This is a genomic window from Bartonella rattaustraliani AUST/NH4, from assembly GCF_000312565.1.
GTDB classification, from domain to species: domain Bacteria; phylum Pseudomonadota; class Alphaproteobacteria; order Rhizobiales; family Rhizobiaceae; genus Bartonella; species Bartonella rattaustraliani.
The window spans coordinates 1-26,102 of record NZ_CALW02000013.1; the positions used below are offsets into that span (position 1 = coordinate 1).

The window sequence follows — 26,102 nt, forward strand, 5'->3', positions numbered from 1 at the left end:
CATTGGAGCTCTTCTACGTGGTGTTGATCGTGAGGGGATTGAGCGTGGTCAAGTTTTGGCGAAGCCCGGTTCTGTTACGCCTCACACTCGTTTTAAAGCAGAAGCTTATATTTTGACGAAAGATGAAGGTGGTCGTCATACTCCGTTTTTCACGAATTATCGTCCACAATTTTATTTTCGTACAACGGATGTTACAGGAATTGTGACCCTTCCCGAGGGAACGGAGATGGTTATGCCAGGTGATAATGTTGCTATGGATGTTTCTTTGATTGTTCCGATTGCTATGGAAGAGAAGCTTCGTTTTGCTATTCGCGAAGGTGGTCGTACTGTTGGTGCAGGTATAGTTTCTAAGATCATTGAATAAAGAATGGTGAGTAAAAGACGTCTTTGTCGTTAAAGACGTCTTTCGTGACAAGGAAATAAAAGAGCATGAACAATCAGAATATCCGCATTCGTTTGAAAGCGTTTGATCATAGAATTCTTGATGCTTCGACGCGTGAGATTGTGTCGACTGCTAAGCGTACTGGTGCGAATGTCCGTGGTCCGATTCCGCTTCCAACGCGGATTGAGAAGTTTACGGTTAACCGTGGACCGCATATTGATAAGAAGAGTCGTGAGCAGTTTGAGATGCGCACACATAAACGTCTTCTTGATATTGTTGATCCAACACCTCAAACGGTAGATGCGCTTATGAAGCTTGATCTTTCTGCTGGGGTGGATGTGGAAATTAAGCTCTGAAGTTTGAGGACAGAAGGAACGATCAGATGCGTTCAGGTGTAATAGCACAGAAGCTGGGTATGACCCGCGTTTATAATGATGCTGGTGAGCATGTACCGGTGACAGTACTTCGTTTGGAGAATTGTCAGGTTGTTGCTCAGCGTACAGTTGAAAAGAACGGTTATACTGCTGTTCAATTAGGTGTGGGATTTTCTAAGGTTAAAAATACTTCGCAGGCTCTTCGGGGGCATTTTGCTAAGGCTTCTGTGGAGCCAAAAGCGAAAGTAGCGGAGTTTCGTGTAAGCCCTGAAAATCTTCTTGATATTGGTACGGAGATTACAGTGGAGCATTTTGTTCCAGGGCAGAGAGTAGATGTGACGGGTACGAGTATCGGTAAGGGTTTTGCTGGTGTTATGAAGCGGCATAACTTTGGTGGGCATCGTGCGTCACATGGTAACTCGATTACACATCGTGCTCATGGTTCTACAGGTCAGTGTCAGGATCCGGGTAGGGTCTTTAAAGGTAAAAAGATGGCTGGCCATATGGGGCAGGTCCGTGTAACAACACAGAATATTGAAGTTGTTTCCACAGATGTTGAACGTGGTTTAATTTTAGTTCGTGGTGCTGTTTCTGGTTCTAAGGGTGCTTGGATTTTGATGCGAGATGCTGTAAAAAAGCCTCTTCCTAGTAATGCGCCAAAGCCTGCTGGTATTCGCCAACGTGCGAAAGAGAAAATGGAAGGGGTTGCTCCAGTTATGGAAACCTCTGACGCTGAGGGAGCCGTATGATGGATCTTGTAATTAAAACCCTTGATGGTAATGAGGCTGGTAAGTTAGAGGTTTCTGAGAATATTTTTGGTCTTGTTCCGCGTGAAGATATTTTACAGCGTGTTGTTCGTTGGCAGCTTGCTCGTCGTCAGCAGGGAACGCATCAAACGCAGGGGCGTTCAGATGTGTCGCGAACAGGAGCAAAGATGTTTAAACAAAAAGGAACGGGTCGTGCTCGGCATTCATCTGCTCGTGCACCGCAGTTTCGGGGGGGGGGTAAGGCGCACGGTCCTGTGGTGCGTAGCCATATGCATGATCTGCCTAAAAAAATTCGCGCTTTCGGAGTGCGTCTTGCTTTGTCAGCGAAATTGAAAACGAATGATTTAATTATTGTTGATGATCTGAGTGTTAAGGATTCTAAAACGAAGACGCTTGTTTCTCGTTTTTCTATGCTTGGGTTGGATAATGCTCTTTTAATTGGTGGAAAAGAAATTGATGTGAATTTTTCTTGCGCTGCATCGAATATTCCTAATATTGATGTTTTACCAATTCAAGGGATTAATGTTTATGATATCTTGCGTCGCAGCAAACTTGTTTTGTCAAAAGCGGCTGTTGATGCTCTTGAGGAGCGTTTTAAATGACAGATCTTCGCCATTATGATATAATTGTTAGTCCAGTTATTAGTGAAAAGTCGACCATGGTTTCTGAGTACAATCAGGTTGCTTTTAATGTTGCACCGAAGGCGACAAAGCCTGAGATTAAAGCTGCTGTTGAGGCGCTTTTTAATGTTAAAGTTAAAGCGGTTAACACGATAGTTCGCAAAGGTAAGGTAAAACGTTTCAAAGGGATTGTTGGTCGGCAGAGTGATGTGAAAAAAGCGATCGTGACTTTGGCTCAAGGTCAGTCTATCGATGTTTCAACAGGTCTTTAGAGAGGCTCGGAGATAAAAATAATGGCACTTAAGCACTTTAATCCAACTACGTCCGGGCAGCGTCAACTTGTTATTGTAGATCGCTCTTGTCTTTATAAGGGTAAATCTGTAAAGACTTTAACTGAAGGGTTGTCATCAAAAGGTGGGCGTAACAATCATGGTCGAGTTACTGCTCGTTTTCAGGGTGGTGGACATAAGCGCAGTTATCGGTTTGTTGATTTTAAGCGTCTTAAACGTGGTGTTCCTGCGAAAGTTGAGCGTTTAGAATATGACCCAAATAGGACGGCATTTATTGCTTTAGTTCGTTATGAAGATGGGCAATTAAGTTATATTCTTGCACCACAGCGCCTTGCTATTGGTGATACCATTATAGCTGGTTCAAATGTTGATGTTAAACCGGGTAATGCTATGCCACTCGGTAATATGCCTGTAGGTACAATTGTTCATAATGTTGAAATGAAACCGGGAAAAGGTGGCCAGATTGCGCGTTCAGCTGGTACTTATGCACAGTTGGTTGGACGAGATCAAGGAATGGCTATTCTTCGTCTTAATTCCGGGGAGCAGCGTTTGGTATCTGGCAGTTGTTTTGCAACTGTTGGTGCAGTTTCTAATCCTGATCACGGGAATATTAATGATGGTAAAGCGGGTCGGTCGCGTTGGCGTGGTAGACGTCCACATGTTCGTGGTGTTGCTATGAATCCGGTTGATCATCCACATGGTGGTGGTGAAGGTCGTACATCGGGGGGGCGTCATCCAGTGTCTCCTTGGGGTAAACCTACAAAAGGTAAGCGTACGCGCTCTAATAAAGCCACTGATAAGTTTATCATGCGTACGCGTCATCAGCGCAAGAAATGAGAAAGGTAGTCTGAAGTGGTTCGTTCAGTTTGGAAAGGTCCGTTTGTTGACGGCTATCTTCTTGGAAAAGCAGAAAAGGTCCGTGCGAGTGGGCGCAATGAAGTTATTAAAATATGGAGTCGTCGCTCTACTATTTTGCCGCAATTTGTTGGTTTGACTTTTGGTGTTTACAACGGTAATAAACATATTCCTGTTTCTGTTTCTGAAGAGATGGTTGGGCATAAGTTTGGTGAGTTCGCTCCCACTCGGACTTATTATGGGCATGGTGCAGATAAGAAAGCGAAGAGGAAATAGGTGATGGGAAAAGCTAAGGTTCCGCGCCAGCTTAAAGATAATGAGGCGAGAGCTATTGCTCGGACAATTCGTGTTAGCCCACAAAAACTTAATTTGGTTGCTGCTATGATTCGTGGTAAAAAGGTTAATGTTGCGTTGGCTGATTTGACGTTTTCACGTAAACGTATTGCGAGTACAGTGAAGAAAACTCTTGAATCGGCGATTGCAAATGCAGAAAATAATCACGATCTTGATATTGATTCGCTTATTGTTGCAGAAGCCTATGTTGGTAAGTCGATCGTGATGAAGCGTTTTCATGTTCGTGGTCGTGGACGCGCTAGCCGGATTGAACGTCCGTTTTCACATCTTACTATTATTGTTCGTGAAATTACCGAAAAAGTGGAGGCCGCATAATGGGTCAGAAGATCAATCCAATAGGACTTCGTCTTGGAGTTAATCGGACTTGGGATTCCCGTTGGTATGCTGATAGTGGTGAGTATGGGCGTCTTCTTCATGAGGATTTGAAGATTCGTTTGTATGTACTTGAAGAGCTTAAACAAGCAGCTATTTCCAAAGTTGTTATTGAGCGTCCGCATAAGAAATGTCGTGTGACGATTCATTCTGCACGTCCAGGTTTAATTATTGGCAAAAAAGGTGCTGATATTGAAAAACTTCGTCGTAAACTTTCGGAAATGACAAATGCTGAAACTTCATTGAATATTGTGGAAATTCGTAAGCCTGAAATTGATGCCACGATTATTGCACAATCAATTGCTCAGCAGTTGGAACGTCGTGTTGCTTTTCGGCGTGCAATGAAGCGTGCAGTTCAGTCGGCTATGCGTCTTGGGGCAGAGGGAATTCGTATTAACTGTTCTGGTCGTTTAGGTGGTGCTGAAATTGCTCGTATGGAGTGGTATCGTGAGGGGCGTGTTCCTCTTCATACTTTGCGTTCTGATGTTGATTACGGTACAGCAGAAGCTAAAACTGCTTACGGTGTTTGTGGTGTTAAGGTTTGGGTCTTTAAAGGTGAGATTTTGGAGCATGATCCGATGGCTTCAGAACGTCGTGCTACAGAGGCTGACCATTCTGGTTCTTCGTCGAATCGTCGCCGCGAAAGTGCTTAGTTTTTATGATTGAACTAAAATTTGGAGTAGAGAGCAATGTTGCAGCCAAAGCGCACAAAGTTCCGTAAACAGTTTAAAGGCCGTATTCACGGTGTTTCGAAGGGTGGTACGGATTTAAATTTCGGTGCTTACGGTTTGAAGGCTGTTGAGCCAGAGCGGATTACTGCCCGCCAAATTGAAGCGGCGCGTCGTGCGATCACGCGTTATATGAAACGTTCTGGTCGTGTATGGATTCGTATTTTTCCGGATCTTCCGGTTACGTCTAAGCCGACCGAGGTTCGTATGGGTAAGGGTAAGGGAAGTGTTGATTATTGGGCTGCACGTGTTGCGCCTGGGCGCGTCATGTTTGAGCTTGATGGGGTTTCTGAGGATGTGGCACGTGAGGCGCTAAGGCTTGGTGCTGCAAAGTTGCCTATTAAGACACGTTTCATACAGCGTATTGCTGAATAAAGAGGTTAAGCGATGAGAGCCACAGAATTACGGGCGCAAACGCTCGACCAAATGAAAGATGAATTGGCTAAGTTAAAGAAAGAGCAGTTTAATTTGCGCTTTCAAAAGGCGACGGGTCAATTGGAAAAGACTGCACGTGTTAGGCAAGTTCGTCGTGATATTGCGCGTGTGAAAACTTTTCTTCATCAGAAGATAAATGAAAGTAAGGTTTGAGGAAATAGAGAGATGCCTAAACGCATTTTGCAGGGTGTTGTTGTTAGCGACAAAAGCGATAAAACTGTAGTTGTTAAAGTGGAACGTCGTTATTCTCATCCACTTCTTAAAAAGACTGTTCGGCAGTCTAAAAAGTATAAGGCGCATGACGAAAGCAACCAATTCAAGATTGGAGATCAGATTTCTATTCAGGAATCTAAGCCAATTTCGAAAGATAAGTGTTGGATTGTTGTTAAAGGCAGTGTAGCGTAGTTTAACTAGGTTTATTGTCTTAGAATTTAGCAGCGGCTTTGCTTCCATTGGTAGATTTGAAGGCAGTGGCTTTATCATTGTTTGGCAGGCAGATCCGGATGTTTTAGAGGCAAAACCGGATATAAATATTTGAGAGAAGGTGGCCAGTCATGATTCAGATGCAAACAAATCTCGACGTTGCCGATAACTCTGGTGCTCGTCGTGTCATGTGCATTAAGGTGTTAGGCGGTTCAAAGCGGAAATATGCTTCGGTCGGTGATATTATTGTTGTTTCGGTTAAGGATGCTATTCCTCGTGGCCGCGTTAAGAAGGGTGATGTGATGAAGGCTGTAGTGGTTCGTACTGCTAAGGATATTCGTCGCGCAGATGGGAGTGTCATTCGTTTTGACAGTAATGCTGCTGTTTTGGTGGATAATAAGAAAGAGCCGATCGGTACACGTATCTTTGGACCAGTTCCTCGCGAACTTCGTGGTAGGAATCATATGAAGATCATTTCGCTCGCTCCTGAAGTGTTATAAGGAGTTGATGTTATGCAGAAGATTCGAAAAGGTGATAAAGTTGTTGTTTTATCCGGTAAGGATAAAGGGTGTAGTGGTGAAGTAATTAAGGTGAATCCGAAGGAGAATAGAGCTTTTGTTCATGGGATTAATATGATCAAACGTCATCAACGTCAGACACAAAAGCAAGAGGCTGGGATTATTTCTAAGGAAGCTTCGATTCACTTATCTAATTTGGCGATTGCTGATCCTAAGGATGGTAAGCCAACACGTGTGGGTTTTCGGATGAATGCAGATGGTAATAAGGTTCGTTTTGCCAAGCGTTCGGGAGATTTGATTGATGGCTGAGGAAAAACAGACGCCGCGTATGAAGGTGCATTATTTTGAAGTGGTTTGTAAAACTCTTCAAGACAAATTTAATTATAAAAATGCGATGCAAATTCCGCGTGTTGATAAAATTGTGGTCAATATGGGGATCGGTGAAGCAACTACTGATTCTAAAAAGCCTTCTATTGCTGCTGAGGATCTGGGATTAATAACAGGTCAGAAGGCTGTTGTTACTCGTGCACGTAATTCTATTGCAACCTTTAAGGTTCGTGAAGGTATGCCTCTTGGGGCTAAAGTTACGTTGCGCAAAGATCGTATGTTTGAGTTTTTGGATCGTCTTGTTACGATTGCGCTTCCGCGAGTTCGTGATTTTCGTGGTTTGAATCCAAAAAGCTTTGATGGTCGTGGTAATTTTGCTATGGGTATCAAAGAACACATTGTATTCCCAGAAGTCAACTATGATAAAGTTGATCAAATTTGGGGTATGGATATTATCGTTTGTACGACAGCGAAGACGGATGATGAAGCGCGTGAGTTATTGCGTGCTTTTAATTTTCCTTTTCGTTCGTAACGGCAAACGTAGCGAGGTAAGATTATGGCCAAAGTGAGTGCCGTTGAAAAAAATAAACGTCGTGAGGTGATGGTAAAGCGTTATGCTGCACGTCGTGCGCGTTTGAAAGCGATCGTTATGGATCAGAAACTTTCTCTAGAAGAGCGGTTCAGAGCTTCTGTTCAGTTAGCGGAGTTGCCACGTAACTCTGCGAGGGTTCGTGTTCGTAATCGGTGTGAGGTTTCGGGGCGCCCACGGGCCTATTATCGTAAATTAAAAATGTCGCGGATTGCGTTGCGTGAACTTGGCTCTATAGGCCATATTCCGGGCATTGTTAAGTCTAGTTGGTAAGAGGAGATTGCTCAATGTCTATGTCGGATCCTCTTGGTGATATGTTAACGCGTATTCGGAATGCGCTTGCTCGTAGAAAAAACAAAGTGGTTACACCTGCTTCGAATCTTCGTGCCCATGTTCTTGATGTTCTTAAATCGGAAGGTTATATTCGCGGGTATAATCAGGTTGATTTAGGTGATGGAAAATCTGAGATTGAAATTGAATTGAAGTATTTTGAAGGTTTAGGTGCTATTCGTGAGATTTCACGTGTTTCAAGACCAGGGCGTCGTGTGTATGTTTCTGCTAAATCAATTCCTCAGGTAGCGAATGGTCTTGGTATTTCGATTTTATCGACTCCTAAAGGCGTTATGGCTGATCATGAAGCACGTGAACAGAATGTTGGCGGGGAACTTCTTTGTCGTGTTTTCTAAGTGGTTGTAAGAAAACAGAAGAAAAATAGGTTAGAACAATGTCTCGTATTGGAAAAAAGCCCATTTCAGTTCCTTCTGGGGTTACGGTGACTGTTGAAGGTCAGCTGGTTAAGGCAAAAGGACCAAAAGGTGAATTAAGTTACATCGTTAATGATGAAGTTTTGGTAAAGCTTGAAGAAAGTATTGTAACGGTTTTACCACGGGATCAATCGAAAGATGCTCGCTCTAAATGGGGAATGTCACGCTCAATGATTGAGAATCTTTTTTGTGGTGTGAAGGATGGTTTTGAGAAGAGGCTGGAGATTAATGGTGTTGGTTATCGTGCTGCTTTGCAGGGTAAGGATGTTCAACTTTCATTAGGATTCTCACATGATGTGGTTTATAAAGTTCCATCGGGTGTGACTGTAACGGTACCTAAGTCTACTGAAATTGTTATTTCTGGGATTAATAAACAGCAAGTTGGGCAAGTTGCTGCGGAGATTCGTGAATATCGCAGACCTGAGCCTTACAAAGGCAAGGGTATTAAACATGCAGATGAACGTATCTTCCGTAAAGAAGGTAAAAAGAAATAAAGGTTTTGCATCATGGTTTCATCTAAGAATATCATTCAGCGTCGTGCACGGCGTGTTCGTCGTAGAATTAAGATGGTTTCTAATGATCGTCCGCGGCTTAGTATTTATCGTTCGAATCAAAATATTTATGCTCAAATTATTGATGACTTGCGGGGGTGTACGCTTGTTTCGGCATCTACCATTGAGGGTGATTTGAAAAAGACATTAAAACGTGGTTCAGATAAAGAAGCTGCTTTAGCTGTTGGTAAATTAATTGCGGAACGTGCAAAAAAAGCTGGTGTGAATGAAGTGGTTTTTGATCGTGGTGCATATGTTTACCACGGTAGAATAAAAGCTTTGGCTGAGGCTGCTCGTGAAGGTGGTTTAAGTTTCTAAAATGCCTTATAAAAATTTTAGTAAGGTTTTTTTTAGGATATATCGTATAGGTTTCTCTGGTTTGATGGGGAAGCTTTATTGTGGTGCTTCCGGAAAAGAAAAAGGAATTAGGAATGGCACAAAAAGAACGTAGTGAACGAGATGAGCGGGATAGTGAGTTGGTCGATAGACTTGTTCATATTAACCGTGTTGCTAAAGTTGTGAAGGGTGGTAGGCGTTTTGGCTTTGCTGCTCTTGTTGTCGTTGGAGATCAAAAGGGGCGTGTGGGCTTTGGTCATGGTAAAGCGCGTGAAGTGCCAGAAGCGGTTCGTAAAGCTACGGAATCTGCAAAGCGTGGGATGATTTATGTTCCGTTGCGTTCTGGGCGTACGTTGCATCATGATCTTGAAGGTCGTCATGGAGCAGGTCGTGTTCTGTTGCGTTCGGCTTCCGCTGGTACCGGTATTATTGCTGGGGGGCCAATGCGTGCTATTTTTGAAACTCTTGGTATGCAGGATGTTGTTGCAAAATCATTAGGATCATCTAATCCTTATAACATGGTACGTGCAACTTTTGATGCGTTAAAGAATCAAATGCATCCTAGAGATATTGCAGCTCAACGTGGTCTTAAATATTCGACTTTGCAGGTGCGTCGTCAACATTTAGTTGATGCAGAAGGGTAGTTTCTGAGATTATCAGAAAAGGAATTAAGAAATGGTTCAGGAAAAATCTCAGAATGGTAGGACTATAACAGTCGAACAAATTGGGAGTCCGATTCGGAACTCACAGGTGCAGCGTGCGACCTTAAAGGGGCTTGGATTGAATAAAGTCCGGCGGCGGCGTGTTTTGGAAGATACGCTTTGTGTTCGCGGTATGATTTCCAAGGTTCGGCACCTTGTTCGCATTGTAAATGAAGCTTAAAGATTGCGGGAGAAGAAGATATGAAACTCAATGAGCTGCGTGATCGTGAAGGTGCAACAAGGAGTCGTAAACGTGTCGGGCGTGGTATTGGCTCCGGCATTGGTAAAACTGGTGGTCGTGGTGTGAAAGGACAAAAGTCTCGTTCTGGTGTTTCCCTTAATGGTTTCGAGGGTGGGCAAATGCCTGTTTATCGTCGTTTGCCAAAGCGTGGGTTCAGAAATTTTTTTGCTAAGACCTATAACGAAGTTTCGTTGGGGCGTATTCAATTGGCTGTTGATTCTGGTAAATTGAATATTGAAAGAGCTGTTGATATTATTACCCTAAAAGAGGCTGGTATTATTCGTCGTGCGAAAGATGGGGTGCGTCTTCTTTCTGACGGTGAATTAAAGTCAAAAATTGTATTTCATGTTTCTGGTGCTTCTAAGGCGGCCCGTCTTAAGATTGAAAAAGTTGGTGGTCAGGTTGTTTTTCCTGAGACTGCGCAGTGATTTTGGGATATGAATGATGTTCTGAAAGTGTATGTGCACTTTATTTGAGGACGTTTTTTGTGGAGAATTCTTTAAATTTTAGATTTATTTATGTAGTATAGTGTTTTTAAATTATACTGCTGTGATTTTAAAGAACTGGAGTGGTGGAGACGTTTTATGGCATCAGCGGCAGAGCAATTTGCTTCCAATATAAACTTCGGGACTTTCTCACGTGCGACCGAGTTGAAAAAGCGCATTTGGTTTACTCTAGCTGCTCTTCTCGTGTATCGTTTTGGTACTTATATTTCTCTTCCTGGTATTAATATTGATGCTTTACGACAGACGTTTGAGCATCATGCGTCTGGCGTTTTGGGTTTGTTTAATATGTTTGCTGGGGGTGCTGTTGGGCGTATGGCGATTTTTGCACTGGGGATTATGCCTTATATTTCAGCATCAATTATTGTCCAGTTGCTCACTTCAATTATCCCTTCGTTGGAAACTCTTAAAAAAGAAGGTGAAGTGGGGCGTAAGGTTATTAATCAGTATACTCGCTACGTCACAGTGGTATTGGCGATACTGCAGGCTTTTGGTATTGCGGTTGCGCTTGAAAGTGGTATAGGAACAGGGCTTCAAATTGTTATGGAGCCGGGTCTCATGTTTCGCGTTTCTTCTGTCATTACACTTGTTGGTGGAACGATGTTTTTGATGTGGCTTGGTGAGCAAATCACATCGCGCGGTGTTGGGAATGGGGTTTCTCTGATTATTTTTGCAGGTATTGTGGCTAATCTTCCTTCAACTTTTGCTCAACTTTTGACTGCGCATAGTCAAGCTGATTTGTCAACTTTTTTGTTGATAGTGATCGTTGTTGTTGCTGTTTCTGTTATAGGGATTATTGTTTTTGTAGAGCGTGCACAACGGAGAATTCTTATTCAGTATCCAAAACGCCAGGTTGGTAACCAGATGTTTCAAGGTGATATGTCGCACCTTCCTTTGAAGTTAAATACGGCTGGTGTTATTCCACCTATTTTTGCTTCATCTTTGTTGTTATTGCCTGCAACTGTTAATAATTTTTCTGATAAAATGCCACAGTGGGTTCAGTCTGTTTCTTATTCTCTCGGTCATGGACAGCCGCTTTATATGATTGTCTATGCACTTTTAATGGCGTTTTTTTGCTTTTTTTATACGGCTGTTGTATTTAATCCAAGCGATACAGCGGATCAGTTGAAAAAGCATTCTGGTTTTATTCCTGGGGTTCGTCCTGGCGAGCGTACGGCTGAATATATTGATTATGTTTTGACACGTATTACTGTTGTGGGGGCGGTTTATATTATTTTGGTTTGTTTGTTGCCGGAGTTTATGATATCTGCCCTACAGGTTCCTTTTTATCTTGGGGGCACATCTTTATTGATTGTTGTTACTGTTACACTTGATACTATTGCTCAAATTCAGGGGCATCTTGTTGCACACCAATATGAAGGGTTGATTAAAAAGTCAAAACTTCGTGGAGGTAAGCGGAATCGATGAGAATTGTTCTTTTAGGTCCTCCTGGGGCAGGCAAAGGTACACAGGCTAAAATGTTAACAGAGTTGTATCATATTCCTCAGCTGTCAACAGGTGATATGTTACGTGAAGTTATTATAAAAGAGACGGAAATTGGTAAACAAGCTAAGGCTATTATAAGTTCTGGTGCTTTGGTTTCTGATAGTATTGTTAATCAAATTGTATCTGAGCGAATCGATGAGAGTGATTGTGTAAACGGTTTTATTTTGGATGGATATCCACGAACTGTTGGGCAAGCAAAAGCTTTGCAGGGGAATCTACAATCAAAAAATATGCAGCTTGATGCTGTTATTGAGCTAACTGTTGATGAGAATGCGTTGATTGAGCGGATGAAGAAACGTGTTCAGGAAACGATAGCTACTGGTGGTCATGTTCGTTCAGATGATAATCCTGTTGCTTTTGCAAAGCGATTAGTGGAATATCGTGAAAAAACGGCGCTTCTGTCACAATTTTATTTAGAAAGGGGATTATTGAAGGTCGTTGATGGAATGCTTGATATTGTTGAGGTATCAGATATGATTAGAAAGTTTCTTCAATAAGAAAATTCTCAGAAATAAATGAAAAGTGTTGACTTTTGGGATAAAATCTATCAGAAAATGCTTTAATTTATTTTACTAAAGTAGTCGGATTCGGAGTATATTTATACCGAGTCACTTTTCTGTAAAGTACATCAGGTATTTTATGGTTGATTGTCAATGTTACCAAGGAGAATAGGCGTGGCTCGTATTGCTGGCGTCAATATCCCGGCAAATAAGCGTGTAGTTATTGCGCTTCAGTATATCCACGGGATTGGACCAAAATTTGCTCAAGAAATTACTAAAAAGGTTGGCATTCCTGTGGGACGTCGTGTGCACGAGCTTTCAGATGCAGAAGTGTTGCAGATTCGTGAAGCAATAGATCAAGGTTATCAAGTTGAAGGTGATCTTCGTCGCGAGGTTGCGATGAGTGTTAAGCGTTTAATGGATCTTGGCTGTTATCGTGGTTTACGTCATCGCCGTTCTTTGCCTGTTCGTGGACAGCGTACGCATACAAATGCGCGTACGCGTAAAGGTCCAGCTAAGGCGATTGCCGGTAAGAAGAAATAATAATCTCTTTAATTTACAAAAGGGTTTATTTATTACATATTCTGTTTCTTGTTAAAATTTTTAACAGAAATAAGAAAGGTGGAGCTGCTGGTGTTACGGCGGTGAGGAGATCATTGAAAGGAAAATTATGGCCAAGGAAGCCACACGTGTTCGTCGTCGCGAGCGTAAGAATATTTCGTCAGGTGTTGTGCATATCAATTCAACATTTAATAATACAATGATTACCATTACGGATGCTCAGGGAAATACGATTGCTTGGTCGTCTGCTGGTGCTCAGGGATTTAAAGGTTCGCGGAAATCTACGCCTTTCGCTGCGCAGGTTGCGGCAGAAGATTGTGCTAGAAAAGCGCAGGAACATGGTATGCGTTCCTTGGAAGTTGAAGTTTGCGGACCGGGCTCGGGTCGTGAGTCTGCTTTGCGCGCATTGCAATCTGTCGGCTTTGTGATTACTTCTATTCGTGATGTAACACCAATTCCTCATAATGGATGTCGTCCACGGAAAAGGCGGCGTGTTTAATTGGGTATTGTTTTTTGTTGTCAGAGATTTCTCTGATGTTCACATTGGCCGTTACGATTGAATGGTGGCGGAACTAAAGAACGGGAATAAAAATATGATCCAGAAAAACTGGCAGGAACTGATTAAACCCAATAAGGTTGAGTTTTCTAGGCATGATAATTTGAACGTGTCGAGTATGGTTGTGGAACCTCTTGAACGCGGCTTTGGTTTGACGTTAGGAAATGCGCTTCGTCGTGTGTTGTTGTCTTCATTGCGGGGTGCGGCAATTACGGCTGTACAAATTGATGGGGTATTGCATGAGTTTTCATCGATTCCAGGTGTGCGTGAGGATGTCACAGATATTATTCTTAACATTAAGGAAATTGCACTTCGTATGCAGGAAGAGGGTCCTAAGCGGGTTGTTCTCTCTAAAGAGGGGCCAGGCGTTGTGAAAGCTGGAGATATCAATGTTATTGGAGATATGGAAGTTTTGAATCCAGAGCATGTTATCTGTACGCTTGATGAAGATGCTGAAATTCGTATGGAGTTTATTGTCAATACAGGCAAAGGTTATGTTCCATCTGATCGCAATTCCGTTGATGATGGGCGGATAGGGCTTATCCCCATTGATAGTCTTTATTCACCAATTCGTAAGGTGTCTTATAAAGTAGAGAATACCCGTGAAGGTCAGGTTCTGGATTATGATAAGTTAACGCTTACAATTGAAACCAATGGTGCTGTTAACGGGGAAGATGCTGTTGCTTATGCTGCGCGTATTCTTCAGGATCAATTGGCGTTGTTTGTTAATTTTGAAGAACCAGAAAAGGACGATGTAGAAGAAACTGATTCTGAACTTGCGTTTAATCCTGCACTTCTCAAAAAAGTGGATGAGTTAGAGCTTTCAGTTCGCTCGGCAAATTGTCTTAAGAATGATAATATTGTTTACATCGGTGATCTTATTCAGAAGACGGAATCTGAAATGCTTCGGACACCAAATTTTGGGCGTAAATCGTTGAATGAAATTAAAGAAGTTTTGGCATGTATGGGACTACATCTTGGTATGGAGATTTCTGCATGGCCACCTGAAAACATTGATGATCTTGCTAAACGTTATGAAGATCAGTATTAGAGTTAGAATTTAAGGAGAAGGTTCATGCGCCATAGTAACTCAGGCCGCAAGTTGAATCGGACTGCCAGTCACCGTAAAGCGATGTTTGCAAATATGGCGATTTCGCTGATCGAGCATGAGCAGATTGTGACAACGCTTCCAAAGGCTAAGGAAATTCGTCCTATTGTTGAAAAGTTGGTAACATTGGGAAAGCGTGGAGGTTTGCACGCGCGCAGACAAGCAATTGCGGCACTTCGTGATTCAGGGAAGGCTGCGAAATTATTTGATACGCTTGCACCACGTTATGCAACGCGTAATGGTGGGTATTTGCGTATCATGAAAGCGGGGTTTCGTACCGGTGATAATGCTCCTATGGCTGTTGTTGAGTTTGTTGATCGTGATGTTGATGCGAAGGGTGCTATAGATCGTATGCGTGCGGAAGAGGATACAAAGCAAAAGGAAGTTTCTTCGTGAAATAGAGAGTGTTTTCTTTTTGTAAAATGTGAGGAAGCCGCCTTTTTATGGCGGTTTTTTTGTACGTATTTTATGTTAGATTTTTAAAGCGTTAAATATTATGAAAGATTACGATATATTGAATTATTTTATTTTTATAATATTTACTGTTCAAGTGGTTGTTTTTTTCTCCATTATAAATATTAATGAAAATCCTTAGTTTATGAAGGATAAGGGGGGCTTATCTTCTTACTAAGAAAAATGGGTTACTTTTAAGGAGTGAATAATGAGATATTCTTTTTGGGTGTGGCTTTTTTTTGCTGTTGTGGCACAGGTATCTTTTTATTGCGCGTATGCTCAAGTTCCGCAAACACAAAAAGAAATGACTCTTTCATTTTCTCCTTTAGTCAAAAAAACTATTCCATCTGTTGTCAATATTTATGCAGCTCGAAAAATTAAAGCACGTTCACCTTTTGAGGGGGACCCATTTTTTGAACAGTTTTTTGGTCGTTTTCAAAATAATCTTCCTGTACGTAAGCAATCTTCATTAGGGTCTGGTGTAATTGTTGATTCACGTGGTTTGATTGTTACGAATTACCATGTCATTAAGGATGGAAGCGAAATTAAAGTGGCTCTTTCAGATGGGCGAGAATTTGATAGTAGAGTTGTGCTCAAAGATGAAGCAACAGATATTGCTGTGCTTGAAATTGATGTAAAGGATGAGCAGTTTCCTGCTCTTTCTTTGGGAGACTCTGATGCCGTTGAGGTTGGTGATCTTGTTTTAGCAATTGGTAATCCTTTTGGTGTTGGTCAAACGGTTACGAGTGGTATTGTTTCAGCACAGGCACGTACGCGTGTTGGGATTTCTGATTTTGACTTTTTTATTCAGACAGATGCGGCCATTAATCCGGGAAACTCTGGTGGGGCTTTGGTTGATATGAAAGGACAGTTGATCGGGATTAATACGGCTATTTATTCACGTTCAGGTGGTTCTGTAGGAATTGGTTTTGCTATTCCAGCAAATCTTGTAAAAGTAATGCTGGATACTGTGAGAGGTGGTGAGAAATATTTTGTACCCCCTTATATTGGTGCCTCTTTTCAAAATGTTACACCTGATATTGCAGGTGGCTTAGGTTTAGAACGTCCCTATGGTGCTCTTGTTGTTGAAATTGTCAAAGATAGTCCTGCTGCGAGAGCTGGCTTAAAAGTGGGTGATGTTATTTTGAGTGTACAAGGGGTGCGTGTTGATAGCCCTGATAGTCTTGGATATCGTTTGATAACAGCTGGCACTGGGAAAAGTCTTGATTTGGAATATTTACGAAATGGGAAGACTTTAAAGACAAAAATAATGGTTGCATCGATATCAGCATCTGTTTTTTCGAAATCTGAAAAAATTACCAGTGAAGGTCCTCTTTCTGGTGCTGAAATCTTAGATTTAACACCACAAAATAGTCGGCGTTTTCATCTGTCTAGCTCTGCAAGAGGTGTCGTGATTCTGAATGTTGATGAAATGAGTAATGCTTCGGGTATTTTTCGTCCAGGAGATATTTTGCGTGTTGTTAATGGACATAAAGTTCAAACAGTTGCTCAGTTGAAAAAGATTCTTATGCAAGGTCGCCCTAATATGTGGCAATTGGAATATGAACGTGATGGTATGTATATTCGTCAGTTTATTCGCTGAGGTTTTTTTTGGATAAAGATTTTTTTACTTCATCTTTTGATCTCCAGGCTCATAAAAATCGTCCGCTTGCAGAAAGAATGCGTCCTCGTTCTCTTGGTGATGTCATAGGACAAAATCACTTGCTTGGAGAGATGGGGATGCTTTCACGTATGTTGTCCTCTGGCTCAATTGGGTCGATGATTTTTTGGGGACCTCCAGGCACAGGAAAAACAACAGTTGCACGTTTATTAGCGCTTGAGACAAATTTTGTTTTTGAACAAATTTCTGCTATTTTTACGGGAGTTTCTGAGCTTAAGAAAATTTTTGAAAGTGCTCAGATGCGTTTTATGTCTGGAAGCCAAACACTTTTGTTTGTTGACGAAATTCATCGGTTTAATCGTGCTCAGCAGGATAGTTTTCTTCCTATCATAGAAGATGGTACTGTAATTCTTATAGGGGCAACAACGGAGAATCCTTCATTTGAGCTTAATGCAGCCCTTCTTTCTCGTGCACGTGTTTTGTCATTTCACCCACATACCAGTGAAAGTTTGGATAAGCTTTTGAAACGTGCTGAAGAAGTGGAGGGAAAGTCTCTTCCTTTGGATGATGAAGCCAGAAATGTTTTGATTGAAATGTCTGATGGTGATGCACGGGCAGCATTAATATTGGCCGAGGAAGTGTGGGGTTCTGCACGATCGGGAGAGATATTTGATGCTCTTGCTTTACAAGCAATTATTCAGCGTCGTGCGCCAATTTATGATAAGGGACGGGATGGTCACTATAATCTCATTTCAGCGTTTCATAAATCGGTTCGTGGATCTGATCCTGATGCTGCTCTTTATTATTTGGCACGGATGTTAGATGCGGGCGAAGACCCTCTCTATATTGGGCGAAGATTAGTTCGTATCGCTGTTGAAGATATCGGTTTAGCGGATCCACAAGCTTTGGTCATTTGTAATGCTGCGAAGGATGCTTATGATTATTTAGGTTCCCCAGAAGGAGAGTTGGCTTTAGCGCAAGCATGTCTTTATGTTGCAACGGCACCAAAATCGAATGCGGCATATCTTGCTTATAAAGCAGCTATGGATTGTGCGCGCAAAAATGGTTCTTTGCCTCCTCCCAGACATATCCTTAATGCACCTACGAAATTTATGAAAGAAGAAGGATATGGGCATGGTTATCGTTATGATCATGATGAGCCCGATGCTTTTTCAGGACAGGAATATTTTCCAGAACAGCTTGGGCGTCAGATTTATTATCAACCACAAGAACGTGGTTTTGAGCGCGAGATTATAAAACGTCTTGAATGGTGGAAAAAACTGCGGCAAAAACGAACTCAATAAAGAAAGTCTCGTTGAAAGAGGCTTTTTATTGTTTGCAGGCTGACTTTATTCTTCTTCTATGATTGTTGCTATGAGTGATAATGGAATACAGCTTTCAAAGGTTTATTGTTTTTGTAGAGTGAAAAACTTTCTTTTTGAGACGATAGGTTTCATACTAGATCTGAATGAATTTTGAGACACTCTCATTTTGTATAGCTTTTTTGTCTTCATGGTTTAAGTGGAAGGCAGAGTTTTGAGATTGTTTGACAATGGGATTGTAAGGTGCCAAGAGGGCGGTGTTGAGCTTTGTTGAGTTTCTTGACTGTATGGAAGAAAATCGATGAAGAGACATGTCTGTAGAAACAATTGATAGTTTCATAGAAATTGTCATCGAAGTTGGCGCTGAAGAAAAATGTTGCGTTGAAATTTAAATTGTTTCTTTTTTAAAGGAGCGCTATAAATGCTTTAGGTTTCTATCTCTGGAGATATTTGATTGAAGTTTTTTGTGCCATAAAATAAGAAATTTTTTATGTGTGTTTATGAGAAGTTGTGGGCATAGTTGTGGGCATATATGCTGAGAGAAATGGAAATAGTCTGTGAAAATCTAAACTCAAGGCTTTCGTGAAGGTAAAATAACAGTGTAAACAGGAGATTAGATTATAATGAATCGATCAAGGATATAGTCGTGGATAAAACAAAAGCTCTCGATGCTGCTCTCTCACAAATTGAACGTTCTTTTGGTAAAGGCTCGATTATGCGTCTTGGACAAAAAGAGCAGGTCGTTGAAATTGAAACAGTTCCGACGGGATCATTATCCTTGGATATTGCTTTAGGTGTTGGGGGATTGCCGAAGGGGCGTATTGTTGAGATTTATGGACCAGAGAGTTCTGGAAAAACAACATTGGCTCTTCATGCTATTGCTGAGGCACAGAAAAGTGGGGGAATCTGTGCTTTTATTGATGCGGAGCATGCTCTTGATCCTATTTATGCGCGTAAACTTGGTGTTGATTTGGAAAACTTGTTTATTTCTCAACCAGACACCGGTGAACAGGCGTTGGAAATTACAGAAACATTAGTTCGTTCTGGTGCTGTTGATGTGCTTGTTGTGGATTCTGTCGCAGCTTTAACACCACGTGCAGAAATTGACGGTGAAATGGGTGATGCTTTACCTGGATTACAGGCACGGTTAATGAGTAAAGCTCTGCGAAAATTAACGGCATCAATTTTCCGTTCTAACTGTATGGTTATCTTTATTAATCAAATTCGCATGAAAATTGGTGTGATGTTTGGTTCTCCTGAAACAACAACAGGTGGAAATGCTTTAAAGTTCTACGCGTCTGTCCGTTTGGATATTCGTCGCATTGGATCCATTAAGGATCGGGATTTGATTGTTGGCAATCAAACACGTGTGAAAGTAGTGAAAAATAAGTTGGCTCCTCCGTTCAAACAGGTTGAGTTTGATATTATTTATGGTGAGGGTATTTCTAAATTAGGTGAGTTGATTGATTTAGGTGTTAAAGTTGGCATAGTGGAGAAATCTGGCTCGTGGTTTTCTTATAATTCTCAACGTTTGGGACAAGGGCGAGAAAATGCCAAGCAGTTTTTGCGTGAACATACGGAAATAGCTGCAGAAATTGAAACGGCTTTACGTCAAAATGCTGGTTTAATCGCGGTTGAGTTGTTAGAAAATGCAGGATCAGAAGTGACAGAAAGTGATGAAGAAATTTGATGGAACCTTTGTTCAGATGCAGTTCCTTCCTTTCAGTTTTTTCTGTTTTTGAGAGTTTTTAAAAATAAGATCGCTTATTTCTAAGTTTTTTGAATAAAGATTCCACTCTTTGATTAAATTGACTCCAAGTGTATCAACGAGAATATTTAATGAGGAGAGGTTTACCTTTATGGTTTTATGCTGTCTTTAGCAGGTAGAAATATGAATAGTGTTAATAGCATACGGTCAACTTTTCTGGATTATTTTTATCAAAATGGACATAAAGTCCTTCCTTCTAGTCCGCTTGTTCCGCGTAATGATCCCACGCTTATGTTTACAAATGCAGGAATGGTGCAGTTTAAGAATGTTTTTACGGGACTTGAGCAGCATTCTTATAAAAAAGCAACAACAGCGCAGAAATGTGTCCGTGCGGGCGGAAAACATAATGATCTTGATAATGTTGGCTATACGGCACGTCATCACACATTTTTTGAAATGCTGGGTAATTTTTCTTTCGGTGATTACTTTAAAGAAGAGGCCATTTTTTTATCATGGAATCTTTTAACAAAGGAGTTTTGCCTTCCAAAAGATAAATTGTTGGTGACAATTTATCATAGTGATGATGTTTCTGCTGAATTGTGGCGTAAGATTTCAGGTCTTCCAGACGAGAAAATCATTCGGATTGCGACAGCGGATAATTTTTGGGCGATGGGAGATACAGGCCCCTGCGGTCCTTGTTCAGAGATTTTTTATGATCATGGTGATCAAATCTGGGGAGGTCCGCCTGGAAGTAAGGAAGAAGATGGGGATCGATTCATTGAGATTTGGAATCTTGTTTTTATGCAATATGAGCAAGTGGACAAGGAGAAGCGTGTTGATTTGCCTCATCCTTCTATTGATACCGGTATGGGATTAGAGCGGATTGCTGCGGTTTTGCAGGGGGTTCATGATAATTATGATATTGATCTTTTTCGTACATTAATTGGTGCCTCACAAGAGATAACAGGGGTTCAGGCAACGGGTGATTTTGTTGCAAGCCATCGTGTGATTGCGGATCATCTTCGTTCATGTGCGTTTTTGATTGCTGATGGTGTCCTTCCTTCCAATGAAGGGCGTGGGTATGTTTTACGTCGTATTATGCGTCGCGCTATGCGCCATGCGCATCTTCTCGGTGTTAAAGAACCATTGATGTGGCGTCTTTTGCCTGCTCTCATTCGTGAAATGGGGCAAGCTTATCCCGAACTTGTGCGGGCTCAGTCTTTGATTTCAGAGATCTTGAAATTGGAAGAAATGCGTTTTCGTAAAACTCTTGACCGAGGACTTGGTTTGTTGAATGAAGCGAGTACGCATCTGAAAGAAGGGGATCATTTAAATGGTGAGGTTGCTTTCAAACTTTATGATACTTATGGCTTTCCCTTTGATTTGACACAAGATGTTCTTCGGCGTCGTGGAATATCTGTTGATGTTGAGGCTTTTGATAAAGCAATGGAGCACCAAAAAGAGGAAGCGCGTGCCAATTGGTCTGGTTCTGGTGAATCTGTAACAGAAACAATTTGGTTTTCTGTTCGTGATAAAGTGGGGGCTACAGAATTTTTGGGTTATAAGGAAGAAAAAGCAGAAGGCATTATAACCGCTCTTGTACGTGATGGTAAAATTGTTGATCATATTTCTTCAGGGCAAAAAGCATTTCTTGTTGTGAATCAGACACCTTTTTATGGCGAATCTGGTGGGCAGGTTGGTGATAGCGGTATTATTTCTGGTGAAAATTTTATTTTTGAAGTGCATGACACTCAGAAAAAAGGTGAGGGTGTTTTTATCCATATTGGAGAAGTCAAATCTGGTCAGGCAAAGACCTCTGATTGTGTAAAATTAAAAGTGGATGTTGTTCGCCGTAAAAAAATTCGTGCAAACCATTCTGCTACTCATTTGTTACATGAAGCTTTACGTCAAGTTTTAGGATCTCATGTGACACAAAAAGGCTCTTTTGTCTCTCCGGATCGGTTGCGTTTTGATTTTTCTCATCCCAAATCAGTCTCTTTAGAGGAATTGAAAAAAATAGAAGATTTAGTAAATGATATTGTGTTGCAAAACACGGAGGTCATTACACGGCTTATGCTTTCTGATGAGGCAATTTCTGAAGGAGCAATGGCATTATTTGGTGAAAAATATGGTGATGAAGTGCGTGTTGTTTCTATGGGAAATAGGACTGAACAGGGAGGATTAAAAAAACACTGGTCAGTTGAGCTTTGTGGAGGCACACATGTGGAGAGAACAGGGGATATTGGTGTCATTCATATTGTTTCTGAGAGTTCTGTTGCCGCTGGAGTTCGTCGTATTGAAGCTTTAACAGGGATGGCTGCACGCCTTTATCTTTGTCGTCAAAACGAGAGAATCCGTGAAATTGCTGACCTTTTAAAAACTTCTTCTTCTGATGTGGAGGAGCGTCTTCAGATTTTGCTTGATGATCGTCGTAAACTTGAAAAAAAGTTAAATGATCTCCGTAAAAACATAGTGTTCAGTGACGGGATAATGAAAAATGGTCAAGAAGATATGAGCATCATCAATGGCATTTCTTTTATGGGGCGTGTTGTTCAGAATATTTCACCAAGGGATCTTAAGATATTGGTCGATTCTGGAAAAAAACAGGTTGGATCTGGAGTGGTTGCTTTTATCGGCGTTTCGGAGGAGGGTAAGGGCAGTGCTGTTGTCGGTGTTACGGATGATTTAACCGATAAATTCAGTGCTGTTGACTTGGTGCGTATTCTTTCGGGTGCTCTTGGTGGTCAAGGTGGTGGTGGTCGTCCAGATATGGCGCAGGCTGGTGGTCCTGAGGGCAATAAGGCTGATGAAGCATTGATAGCGTTAAAGGCTTTTCTTGAGGAATAATTTCTAATTATTGGGTTGCATTGTTTTTTAAAGAGAAAAGATTTTTACTTGAAAAAATCTTTGGCGTCTGAAAGCATCTTGAAAAGAGTTTGATATGCAATTTTTTTCCAAAAAATCAAAATTCAAACACTTACTTAAGGGGAATTTGCGTGAAAAGATACATCTTATAGGGTGTATCTTTGGAATTTCTATTCTTTAGCATTTCTTTATGTATCTCTCACTTTTAAAAAAGATCTATAAAACCAATATGCTCTTTTAGATATAAAGGGAAGTGTTTCCTTATAATGGATAACATTCTGATGTATAACAATAATTTTATTGCTTTATACATGGAATGAAAGTCGTGAATATTGTAAATTCTCTCATTTCACACCTCTTTATCTTGAATTCATCAAAGCTATTCTCTTTCCCATCATAAGGAGGGGCGGATAAAATTCTTAAAGAAAGAATGTAAGTGCTGCTTATAAACTGTCTTCATGCAATGGCCTCACACTATGACCTGAAAACATAATGATGAGATTGGCTTATTGTTTCACAAGCGTTAAGATGGTTATGCTTATGGTTTCTTCGATGCTTTCTTTTTACACGTGGTGTCGTAAAATGGAACCACATTTCCATTTTTTTCTTTTGTTTTGAGCGGACTTGTTGTTAAATTATCGGTTTTTAAGAGTTTATAAAAGCGTCCCCCTTTATTGACGAGTTCTTGAAAGCTTCCTTTTTCAATTAAATGTCCTTGTTCCATGAAGAGTACAATATCAGCATCACGTATTGTTGAAAGCCGATGTGCTATAATGAAAGTGGTGCGATTATGACTTATGCTTTCAAGAGCTTCTTTAACATGCGTTTCTGTTTCCACATCAAGAGCACTTGTTGCTTCGTCTAGAATAAGAATGGGAGCATTTTTTAAAACGGCGCGTGCGATTGCGAGTCTTTGCTTTTCACCACCTGACAATTGAGAGCCACGTTCGCCAACCATTGTGTCGTAACGATCTGCTTTTTTCAGAATAAAATCATGGGCAGCTGCTATTTTGGCTGCGTCGTAAAGTTCCTCACGCGTTGCGTCTGCTCTTCCGATTGAAATATTGTCGTAAATACTGCGGTTAAAAAGTCCTGCGTCTTGAAACACTGTTGCTAAAGATTTGCGCAAGGATTCGCGATTAATGGAGCGTATATTTATTCCGTCAATAGAGATATGCCCAAATGTAGGGTCGTACACACGTTGCAACAGGTTGATGAGTGTTGTTTTTCCAGCACCTGTTGGTCCTACAATGGCAACTGTTTGTCCTGTTTTCACTTCAAAGGAAATATCAAAAACGCCTTGAGAAGAATTAGGGAACTTATAGGTAACATCATGAAATTGTATTGTTCCTTTAACCTCTTGGAGGGAAGATAAATTTTCGGGCTCTTTGCAATGAAAGGTAGAATCTTCCATTGCAAAGAATTCTTGTAGTTTTGCTTGTGAGGATATGGTTAAATGAATAAAACTGCTCATTTGATCGAGACGGCTAATCATTAATTGTGCAAATCCGACAAAAGCAACAACTTCACCTACACGAAGTTGGTCTTTTGCTACAAAAAAAGCACCAAGAAGAAGGACACAAACGATTGAAATGGTTGAAGCCATTCGGTTTAAGCCGCTTGCAAGAGCCCACCAATTAAGAACAGGATTTTGTTCTTTAAGGAGATCTTCTGTGTGTTGATGCAAGATAGAAGTTTCTTCCTTTATTCGGTTATAACTTTGTACAACGGAAATGTTAGAGATTGAATCACTGACATGTTTAAAAAGATTATGATGATAGCGCTCTACAGCAGATTGTCCGTCTTTTGTTTTTCGCATTACTAAACGTGCAATCAATACATAGATTATAGCGAGGAGTGCTAAGACTGTTGAAAGACGCCAATTCATATTAAAGGCTATGGGAATAAGAATGAAGAATGTGACAAGAGTTGAGAGATGTTGACGCATAAAATCCAACCATATGGTTGACATGCAGTCTACAGCACGCAAAAGTACATGAAGCGTATTAGAGGTTCCACGCTGGTGATGCCAAATTAAAGGCATAGCGATGATACGTTCAAAAGATTCCGTTAAAACGGCTAAGCGGCGTCTATGCGCTAAGCGGTCGGCGCTACGAGCAATAAGAACATAAGCAATAATATGAGAAAAACCAAAGCATATCCAAATTGTAAGGGTCGGGATAATCGCTGATTTTTTTGCAATAGAGTCAATGACACGCCCAAATAAAATAGGTTCTGCAATAGTGATAATAGCCAACATAACATTGGCAGTACAGATTAAAGCAGATATATTTTTTTCTCTGTTGAGATAAGAGAGAACACGCGTATAAGTTTTGAATAAGGACACAGGTGATGATCTCCATTCGCTCTGCAAATATTTGTTATTGCTAGACTTTGAGCTAATAAAATTTGAACGGTAAGAAAATGCAATTTTCAATACGGTTTGTAATATGGTGTGATAAAGCCGATTCTATGGACTAGAGATCTTGGTATTTGTACGGAAAACAGAGAAATGCAAGAATAAGTCAACAAATGATATGGGCAAGAATATGAGCAAGGGAACTTGTATGGCAGGTGTAGAAATAAAAAAGATTGAGCCAGATGAAAATGGAATGCGTTTAGATCGTTGGTTTAAAGTGCATTATCCAGGGCTTGGATTTGGGTATTTACAAAAATTACTACGTTCTGGTCAGATACGGGTTGATGGTGGACGTGTCAAGGCTGATACACGTCTTCTCCTGGGACAAGCTGTTCGCGTACCACCTTTGCCTGTTGATGACAAAGAAAGTTTTCTTGTAACGGATAAAACACTTCGTGGGCAGGATAATGCAACCGCTTTAAAAAAAATGCTGCTCTATGAAGATTCTAAAATTTTTGTTTTTAACAAACCTTCAGGTCTTGCCGTGCAAGGTGGCTCTGGTTTAACGCGTCATGTGGATAGTATGCTTGAAGCATGGCGTAATAAAAAAGGTGAAAAGCCGCGGTTGGTTCATCGTCTTGACCGTGAGACATCAGGTGTGCTTGTTGTTGCTCGATCTAGGGGGGCTGCACAGGCTTTGACGGCTGCTTTTAGAACACGGGAAACGAAAAAGACTTATTGGGCATTGGTTCGGGGAGTGCCTAAGAAAAAGCAGGATAAAATTTCAACATGGATTGTGAAGGAAAATACGGCACAAGGTGATAAAATGCGCGTTTGTGAGCATGGGGAGCCAAATGCGAATCATGCCGTTTCTTACTATCGTGTTTTAGATACGCGAGGGCGGGCTCTTTCTTGGCTTGAAATGGAACCTTATACAGGGAGAACACATCAGCTACGTGTGCATGCTGCACATATGGATCATCCGATCATTGGTGATTCAAAGTATTTTTTTTCTGATAGTAATTGGACGTTACCGGGAGGAATTCAAAATCGGCTTCATCTTCACGCACGCCGTATTCGTATCCCTCATCCTTCGGGAAAAATATTAGATATTGTCGCACCTTTACCACCGCATATGGTACAAAGCTTTAATCTTTTGGCTTTTAACGAAAGTGATGGTGATACAGAAGAATAAATTTCTTAAAGCTTATTCTTTTGAGTTTATAAAAATTTTATGTCGATTTCGTAAAGTGTATAAAAGTACAACTTGTTATGAGGAGAGCTCTTTATCATGGCTGCCCTTTAGGTATTGTGTTTTTTTATGATGAGTTCACGGGTGCCATGTCATAAATTCTTATTTGCAGTTTCTTTATCCTCTCAAGTTGTAAAATATTGTTATTTAGGGCTAGGATA

Annotated in this window: 34 protein-coding genes; 33 read left to right on the forward strand and 1 reads right to left on the reverse strand. The window is 41.0% G+C overall.

Annotation, left to right across the window (positions count from 1 at the left end; genetic code table 11):
- The 32 genes from BN67_RS11375 to alaS all read left to right on the forward strand — a co-directional run.
- Window positions 1-364 (forward strand): EF-Tu C-terminal domain-related protein (locus BN67_RS11375; RefSeq protein WP_019222540.1); only part of this gene is annotated, 364 nt, incomplete at its 5' end.
- 65 nt (window positions 365-429) lie between these two features.
- Complete coding sequence (gene rpsJ / locus BN67_RS02295; RefSeq protein ID WP_005865051.1) at window positions 430-738, forward strand: 30S ribosomal protein S10; 309 nt, start codon at window positions 430-432, stop codon at window positions 736-738.
- A 26-nt stretch (window positions 739-764) separates the two neighbouring features.
- Window positions 765-1,505, forward strand: a complete 741-nt coding sequence (gene rplC / locus BN67_RS02300; RefSeq protein ID WP_019222541.1) for a 50S ribosomal protein L3 — start codon at window positions 765-767, stop codon at window positions 1,503-1,505.
- The gene (gene rplD / locus BN67_RS02305; protein ID WP_019222542.1) at window positions 1,505-2,125 is read left to right on the forward strand and encodes a 50S ribosomal protein L4; all 621 of its coding nucleotides are present in this window, start codon (window positions 1,505-1,507) and stop codon (window positions 2,123-2,125) included. Before rplC ends, rplD begins: the two co-directional genes overlap by 1 nt.
- The gene (locus tag BN67_RS02310; RefSeq protein WP_019222543.1) at window positions 2,122-2,415 is read left to right on the forward strand and encodes a 50S ribosomal protein L23; all 294 of its coding nucleotides are present in this window, start codon (window positions 2,122-2,124) and stop codon (window positions 2,413-2,415) included. The genes rplD and BN67_RS02310 overlap by 4 nt, the downstream gene beginning before the upstream one ends.
- Before the next feature lie 21 nt (window positions 2,416-2,436).
- On the forward strand, window positions 2,437-3,270 hold the full coding sequence (gene rplB, locus BN67_RS02315) for a 50S ribosomal protein L2 (protein ID WP_019222544.1): 834 nt from the start codon (window positions 2,437-2,439) through the stop codon (window positions 3,268-3,270).
- Window positions 3,271-3,285: 15 nt separating this feature from the next.
- Window positions 3,286-3,564: a 30S ribosomal protein S19 gene (gene rpsS / locus BN67_RS02320; RefSeq protein ID WP_004855734.1), complete on the forward strand. Its 279-nt coding sequence runs from the start codon at window positions 3,286-3,288 to the stop codon at window positions 3,562-3,564.
- 3 nt (window positions 3,565-3,567) lie between these two features.
- Window positions 3,568-3,957, forward strand: coding sequence for a 50S ribosomal protein L22 (gene rplV / locus BN67_RS02325; protein ID WP_026088123.1), 390 nt, complete (start codon window positions 3,568-3,570; stop codon window positions 3,955-3,957).
- Window positions 3,957-4,667 carry a 30S ribosomal protein S3 gene (gene rpsC / locus BN67_RS02330; protein WP_019222546.1) on the forward strand — a complete coding sequence of 237 codons (711 nt, stop codon included), beginning with the start codon at window positions 3,957-3,959 and terminating at the stop codon, window positions 4,665-4,667. The genes rplV and rpsC overlap by 1 nt, the downstream gene beginning before the upstream one ends.
- Before the next feature lie 36 nt (window positions 4,668-4,703).
- On the forward strand, window positions 4,704-5,117 hold the full coding sequence (gene rplP, locus BN67_RS02335) for a 50S ribosomal protein L16 (protein ID WP_019222547.1): 414 nt from the start codon (window positions 4,704-4,706) through the stop codon (window positions 5,115-5,117).
- A gap of 12 nt (window positions 5,118-5,129) precedes the next feature.
- On the forward strand, window positions 5,130-5,330 hold the full coding sequence (gene rpmC, locus BN67_RS02340) for a 50S ribosomal protein L29 (protein ID WP_019222548.1): 201 nt from the start codon (window positions 5,130-5,132) through the stop codon (window positions 5,328-5,330).
- Between the two features lie 12 nt (window positions 5,331-5,342).
- Window positions 5,343-5,582 carry a 30S ribosomal protein S17 gene (gene rpsQ, locus BN67_RS02345; RefSeq protein WP_019222549.1) on the forward strand — a complete coding sequence of 80 codons (240 nt, stop codon included), beginning with the start codon at window positions 5,343-5,345 and terminating at the stop codon, window positions 5,580-5,582.
- Between the two features lie 149 nt (window positions 5,583-5,731).
- A complete protein-coding gene (gene rplN / locus BN67_RS02350) occupies window positions 5,732-6,100 on the forward strand; it encodes a 50S ribosomal protein L14 (protein WP_004855715.1) in 369 nt (122 codons plus the stop codon).
- 12 nt (window positions 6,101-6,112) lie between these two features.
- Window positions 6,113-6,427, forward strand: a complete 315-nt coding sequence (gene rplX, locus BN67_RS02355; RefSeq protein ID WP_019222550.1) for a 50S ribosomal protein L24 — start codon at window positions 6,113-6,115, stop codon at window positions 6,425-6,427.
- On the forward strand, window positions 6,420-6,977 hold the full coding sequence (gene rplE / locus BN67_RS02360) for a 50S ribosomal protein L5 (protein WP_019222551.1): 558 nt from the start codon (window positions 6,420-6,422) through the stop codon (window positions 6,975-6,977). The genes rplX and rplE overlap by 8 nt, the downstream gene beginning before the upstream one ends.
- Before the next feature lie 24 nt (window positions 6,978-7,001).
- Window positions 7,002-7,307 (forward strand): 30S ribosomal protein S14, encoded by a 306-nt coding sequence (gene rpsN / locus BN67_RS02365; protein WP_019222552.1) that lies wholly within the window; start codon window positions 7,002-7,004, stop codon window positions 7,305-7,307.
- Window positions 7,308-7,321: 14 nt separating this feature from the next.
- Window positions 7,322-7,720 (forward strand): 30S ribosomal protein S8, encoded by a 399-nt coding sequence (gene rpsH, locus BN67_RS02370; protein ID WP_019222553.1) that lies wholly within the window; start codon window positions 7,322-7,324, stop codon window positions 7,718-7,720.
- A gap of 38 nt (window positions 7,721-7,758) precedes the next feature.
- The gene (gene rplF / locus BN67_RS02375; RefSeq protein WP_019222554.1) at window positions 7,759-8,292 is read left to right on the forward strand and encodes a 50S ribosomal protein L6; all 534 of its coding nucleotides are present in this window, start codon (window positions 7,759-7,761) and stop codon (window positions 8,290-8,292) included.
- Between the two features lie 12 nt (window positions 8,293-8,304).
- A complete protein-coding gene (gene rplR, locus BN67_RS02380) occupies window positions 8,305-8,667 on the forward strand; it encodes a 50S ribosomal protein L18 (RefSeq protein ID WP_019222555.1) in 363 nt (120 codons plus the stop codon).
- A 113-nt stretch (window positions 8,668-8,780) separates the two neighbouring features.
- On the forward strand, window positions 8,781-9,329 hold the full coding sequence (gene rpsE / locus BN67_RS02385; RefSeq protein WP_026088124.1) for a 30S ribosomal protein S5: 549 nt from the start codon (window positions 8,781-8,783) through the stop codon (window positions 9,327-9,329).
- 31 nt (window positions 9,330-9,360) lie between these two features.
- Complete coding sequence (gene rpmD, locus BN67_RS02390; RefSeq protein WP_019222557.1) at window positions 9,361-9,567, forward strand: 50S ribosomal protein L30; 207 nt, start codon at window positions 9,361-9,363, stop codon at window positions 9,565-9,567.
- 20 nt (window positions 9,568-9,587) lie between these two features.
- Window positions 9,588-10,055, forward strand: coding sequence for a 50S ribosomal protein L15 (gene rplO / locus BN67_RS02395; RefSeq protein ID WP_019222558.1), 468 nt, complete (start codon window positions 9,588-9,590; stop codon window positions 10,053-10,055).
- Between the two features lie 156 nt (window positions 10,056-10,211).
- Window positions 10,212-11,558: a preprotein translocase subunit SecY gene (secY, locus tag BN67_RS02400; RefSeq protein ID WP_019222559.1), complete on the forward strand. Its 1,347-nt coding sequence runs from the start codon at window positions 10,212-10,214 to the stop codon at window positions 11,556-11,558.
- Window positions 11,555-12,133, forward strand: a complete 579-nt coding sequence (locus tag BN67_RS02405; RefSeq protein WP_019222560.1) for an adenylate kinase — start codon at window positions 11,555-11,557, stop codon at window positions 12,131-12,133. Before secY ends, BN67_RS02405 begins: the two co-directional genes overlap by 4 nt.
- A 177-nt stretch (window positions 12,134-12,310) precedes the next feature.
- Window positions 12,311-12,679 (forward strand): 30S ribosomal protein S13, encoded by a 369-nt coding sequence (rpsM, locus tag BN67_RS02410; RefSeq protein ID WP_019222561.1) that lies wholly within the window; start codon window positions 12,311-12,313, stop codon window positions 12,677-12,679.
- A 127-nt stretch (window positions 12,680-12,806) separates the two neighbouring features.
- Entirely contained in the window at window positions 12,807-13,196 is a 390-nt protein-coding gene (gene rpsK, locus BN67_RS02415; protein ID WP_005865097.1) for a 30S ribosomal protein S11, read from the forward strand.
- Window positions 13,197-13,290: 94 nt separating this feature from the next.
- A complete protein-coding gene (locus tag BN67_RS02420; protein WP_019222562.1) occupies window positions 13,291-14,304 on the forward strand; it encodes a DNA-directed RNA polymerase subunit alpha in 1,014 nt (337 codons plus the stop codon).
- A 24-nt stretch (window positions 14,305-14,328) separates the two neighbouring features.
- Window positions 14,329-14,757, forward strand: a complete 429-nt coding sequence (rplQ, locus tag BN67_RS02425) for a 50S ribosomal protein L17 (RefSeq protein ID WP_019222563.1) — start codon at window positions 14,329-14,331, stop codon at window positions 14,755-14,757.
- Between the two features lie 265 nt (window positions 14,758-15,022).
- The gene (locus BN67_RS02430) at window positions 15,023-16,417 is read left to right on the forward strand and encodes a DegQ family serine endoprotease (RefSeq protein WP_019222564.1); all 1,395 of its coding nucleotides are present in this window, start codon (window positions 15,023-15,025) and stop codon (window positions 16,415-16,417) included.
- Between the two features lie 8 nt (window positions 16,418-16,425).
- On the forward strand, window positions 16,426-17,739 hold the full coding sequence (locus tag BN67_RS02435; RefSeq protein WP_019222565.1) for a replication-associated recombination protein A: 1,314 nt from the start codon (window positions 16,426-16,428) through the stop codon (window positions 17,737-17,739).
- 664 nt (window positions 17,740-18,403) lie between these two features.
- A complete protein-coding gene (gene recA / locus BN67_RS02440) occupies window positions 18,404-19,447 on the forward strand; it encodes a recombinase RecA (protein ID WP_019222566.1) in 1,044 nt (347 codons plus the stop codon).
- Between the two features lie 201 nt (window positions 19,448-19,648).
- A complete protein-coding gene (gene alaS, locus BN67_RS02445; RefSeq protein ID WP_026088125.1) occupies window positions 19,649-22,312 on the forward strand; it encodes an alanine--tRNA ligase in 2,664 nt (887 codons plus the stop codon).
- 556 nt (window positions 22,313-22,868) lie between these two features.
- On the opposite strand, the gene BN67_RS02455 is transcribed toward alaS, so the two are convergent.
- On the reverse strand, window positions 22,869-24,677 hold the full coding sequence (locus BN67_RS02455) for a glucan ABC transporter ATP-binding protein/ permease (RefSeq protein ID WP_019222569.1): 1,809 nt from the start codon (window positions 24,675-24,677) through the stop codon (window positions 22,869-22,871).
- Between the two features lie 220 nt (window positions 24,678-24,897).
- Here BN67_RS02455 and BN67_RS02460 point away from each other — a divergent pair, with 220 nt between their 5' ends.
- Window positions 24,898-25,884 (forward strand): RluA family pseudouridine synthase, encoded by a 987-nt coding sequence (locus BN67_RS02460; protein ID WP_019222570.1) that lies wholly within the window; start codon window positions 24,898-24,900, stop codon window positions 25,882-25,884.
- Window positions 25,885-26,102 lie beyond the last annotated feature (218 nt).

Excerpts from the sequence above, each read along its gene's own strand:
- rpsJ (WP_005865051.1), top strand. The coding sequence starts at position 430 with ATGAACAATCAGAATATCCGCATTCGTTTGAAAGCGTTTGATCATAGA.
- rplC (WP_019222541.1), top strand. The coding sequence starts at position 765 with ATGCGTTCAGGTGTAATAGCACAGAAGCTGGGTATGACCCGCGTTTAT.
- rplD (WP_019222542.1), top strand. The coding sequence starts at position 1,505 with ATGGATCTTGTAATTAAAACCCTTGATGGTAATGAGGCTGGTAAGTTA.
- BN67_RS02310 (WP_019222543.1), top strand. The coding sequence starts at position 2,122 with ATGACAGATCTTCGCCATTATGATATAATTGTTAGTCCAGTTATTAGT.
- rplB (WP_019222544.1), top strand. The coding sequence starts at position 2,437 with ATGGCACTTAAGCACTTTAATCCAACTACGTCCGGGCAGCGTCAACTT.
- rplV (WP_026088123.1), top strand. The coding sequence starts at position 3,568 with ATGGGAAAAGCTAAGGTTCCGCGCCAGCTTAAAGATAATGAGGCGAGA.
- rpsC (WP_019222546.1), top strand. The coding sequence starts at position 3,957 with ATGGGTCAGAAGATCAATCCAATAGGACTTCGTCTTGGAGTTAATCGG.
- rplP (WP_019222547.1), top strand. The coding sequence starts at position 4,704 with ATGTTGCAGCCAAAGCGCACAAAGTTCCGTAAACAGTTTAAAGGCCGT.
- rpmC (WP_019222548.1), top strand. The coding sequence starts at position 5,130 with ATGAGAGCCACAGAATTACGGGCGCAAACGCTCGACCAAATGAAAGAT.
- rpsQ (WP_019222549.1), top strand. The coding sequence starts at position 5,343 with ATGCCTAAACGCATTTTGCAGGGTGTTGTTGTTAGCGACAAAAGCGAT.
- rplN (WP_004855715.1), top strand. The coding sequence starts at position 5,732 with ATGATTCAGATGCAAACAAATCTCGACGTTGCCGATAACTCTGGTGCT.
- rplX (WP_019222550.1), top strand. The coding sequence starts at position 6,113 with ATGCAGAAGATTCGAAAAGGTGATAAAGTTGTTGTTTTATCCGGTAAG.
- rplE (WP_019222551.1), top strand. The coding sequence starts at position 6,420 with ATGGCTGAGGAAAAACAGACGCCGCGTATGAAGGTGCATTATTTTGAA.
- rpsN (WP_019222552.1), top strand. The coding sequence starts at position 7,002 with ATGGCCAAAGTGAGTGCCGTTGAAAAAAATAAACGTCGTGAGGTGATG.
- rpsH (WP_019222553.1), top strand. The coding sequence starts at position 7,322 with ATGTCTATGTCGGATCCTCTTGGTGATATGTTAACGCGTATTCGGAAT.
- rplF (WP_019222554.1), top strand. The coding sequence starts at position 7,759 with ATGTCTCGTATTGGAAAAAAGCCCATTTCAGTTCCTTCTGGGGTTACG.
- rplR (WP_019222555.1), top strand. The coding sequence starts at position 8,305 with ATGGTTTCATCTAAGAATATCATTCAGCGTCGTGCACGGCGTGTTCGT.
- rpsE (WP_026088124.1), top strand. The coding sequence starts at position 8,781 with ATGGCACAAAAAGAACGTAGTGAACGAGATGAGCGGGATAGTGAGTTG.
- rpmD (WP_019222557.1), top strand. The coding sequence starts at position 9,361 with ATGGTTCAGGAAAAATCTCAGAATGGTAGGACTATAACAGTCGAACAA.
- rplO (WP_019222558.1), top strand. The coding sequence starts at position 9,588 with ATGAAACTCAATGAGCTGCGTGATCGTGAAGGTGCAACAAGGAGTCGT.
- secY (WP_019222559.1), top strand. The coding sequence starts at position 10,212 with ATGGCATCAGCGGCAGAGCAATTTGCTTCCAATATAAACTTCGGGACT.
- BN67_RS02405 (WP_019222560.1), top strand. The coding sequence starts at position 11,555 with ATGAGAATTGTTCTTTTAGGTCCTCCTGGGGCAGGCAAAGGTACACAG.
- rpsK (WP_005865097.1), top strand. The coding sequence starts at position 12,807 with ATGGCCAAGGAAGCCACACGTGTTCGTCGTCGCGAGCGTAAGAATATT.
- BN67_RS02420 (WP_019222562.1), top strand. The coding sequence starts at position 13,291 with ATGATCCAGAAAAACTGGCAGGAACTGATTAAACCCAATAAGGTTGAG.
- rplQ (WP_019222563.1), top strand. The coding sequence starts at position 14,329 with ATGCGCCATAGTAACTCAGGCCGCAAGTTGAATCGGACTGCCAGTCAC.
- BN67_RS02430 (WP_019222564.1), top strand. The coding sequence starts at position 15,023 with ATGAGATATTCTTTTTGGGTGTGGCTTTTTTTTGCTGTTGTGGCACAG.
- alaS (WP_026088125.1), top strand. The coding sequence starts at position 19,649 with ATGAATAGTGTTAATAGCATACGGTCAACTTTTCTGGATTATTTTTAT.
- BN67_RS02460 (WP_019222570.1), top strand. The coding sequence starts at position 24,898 with ATGGCAGGTGTAGAAATAAAAAAGATTGAGCCAGATGAAAATGGAATG.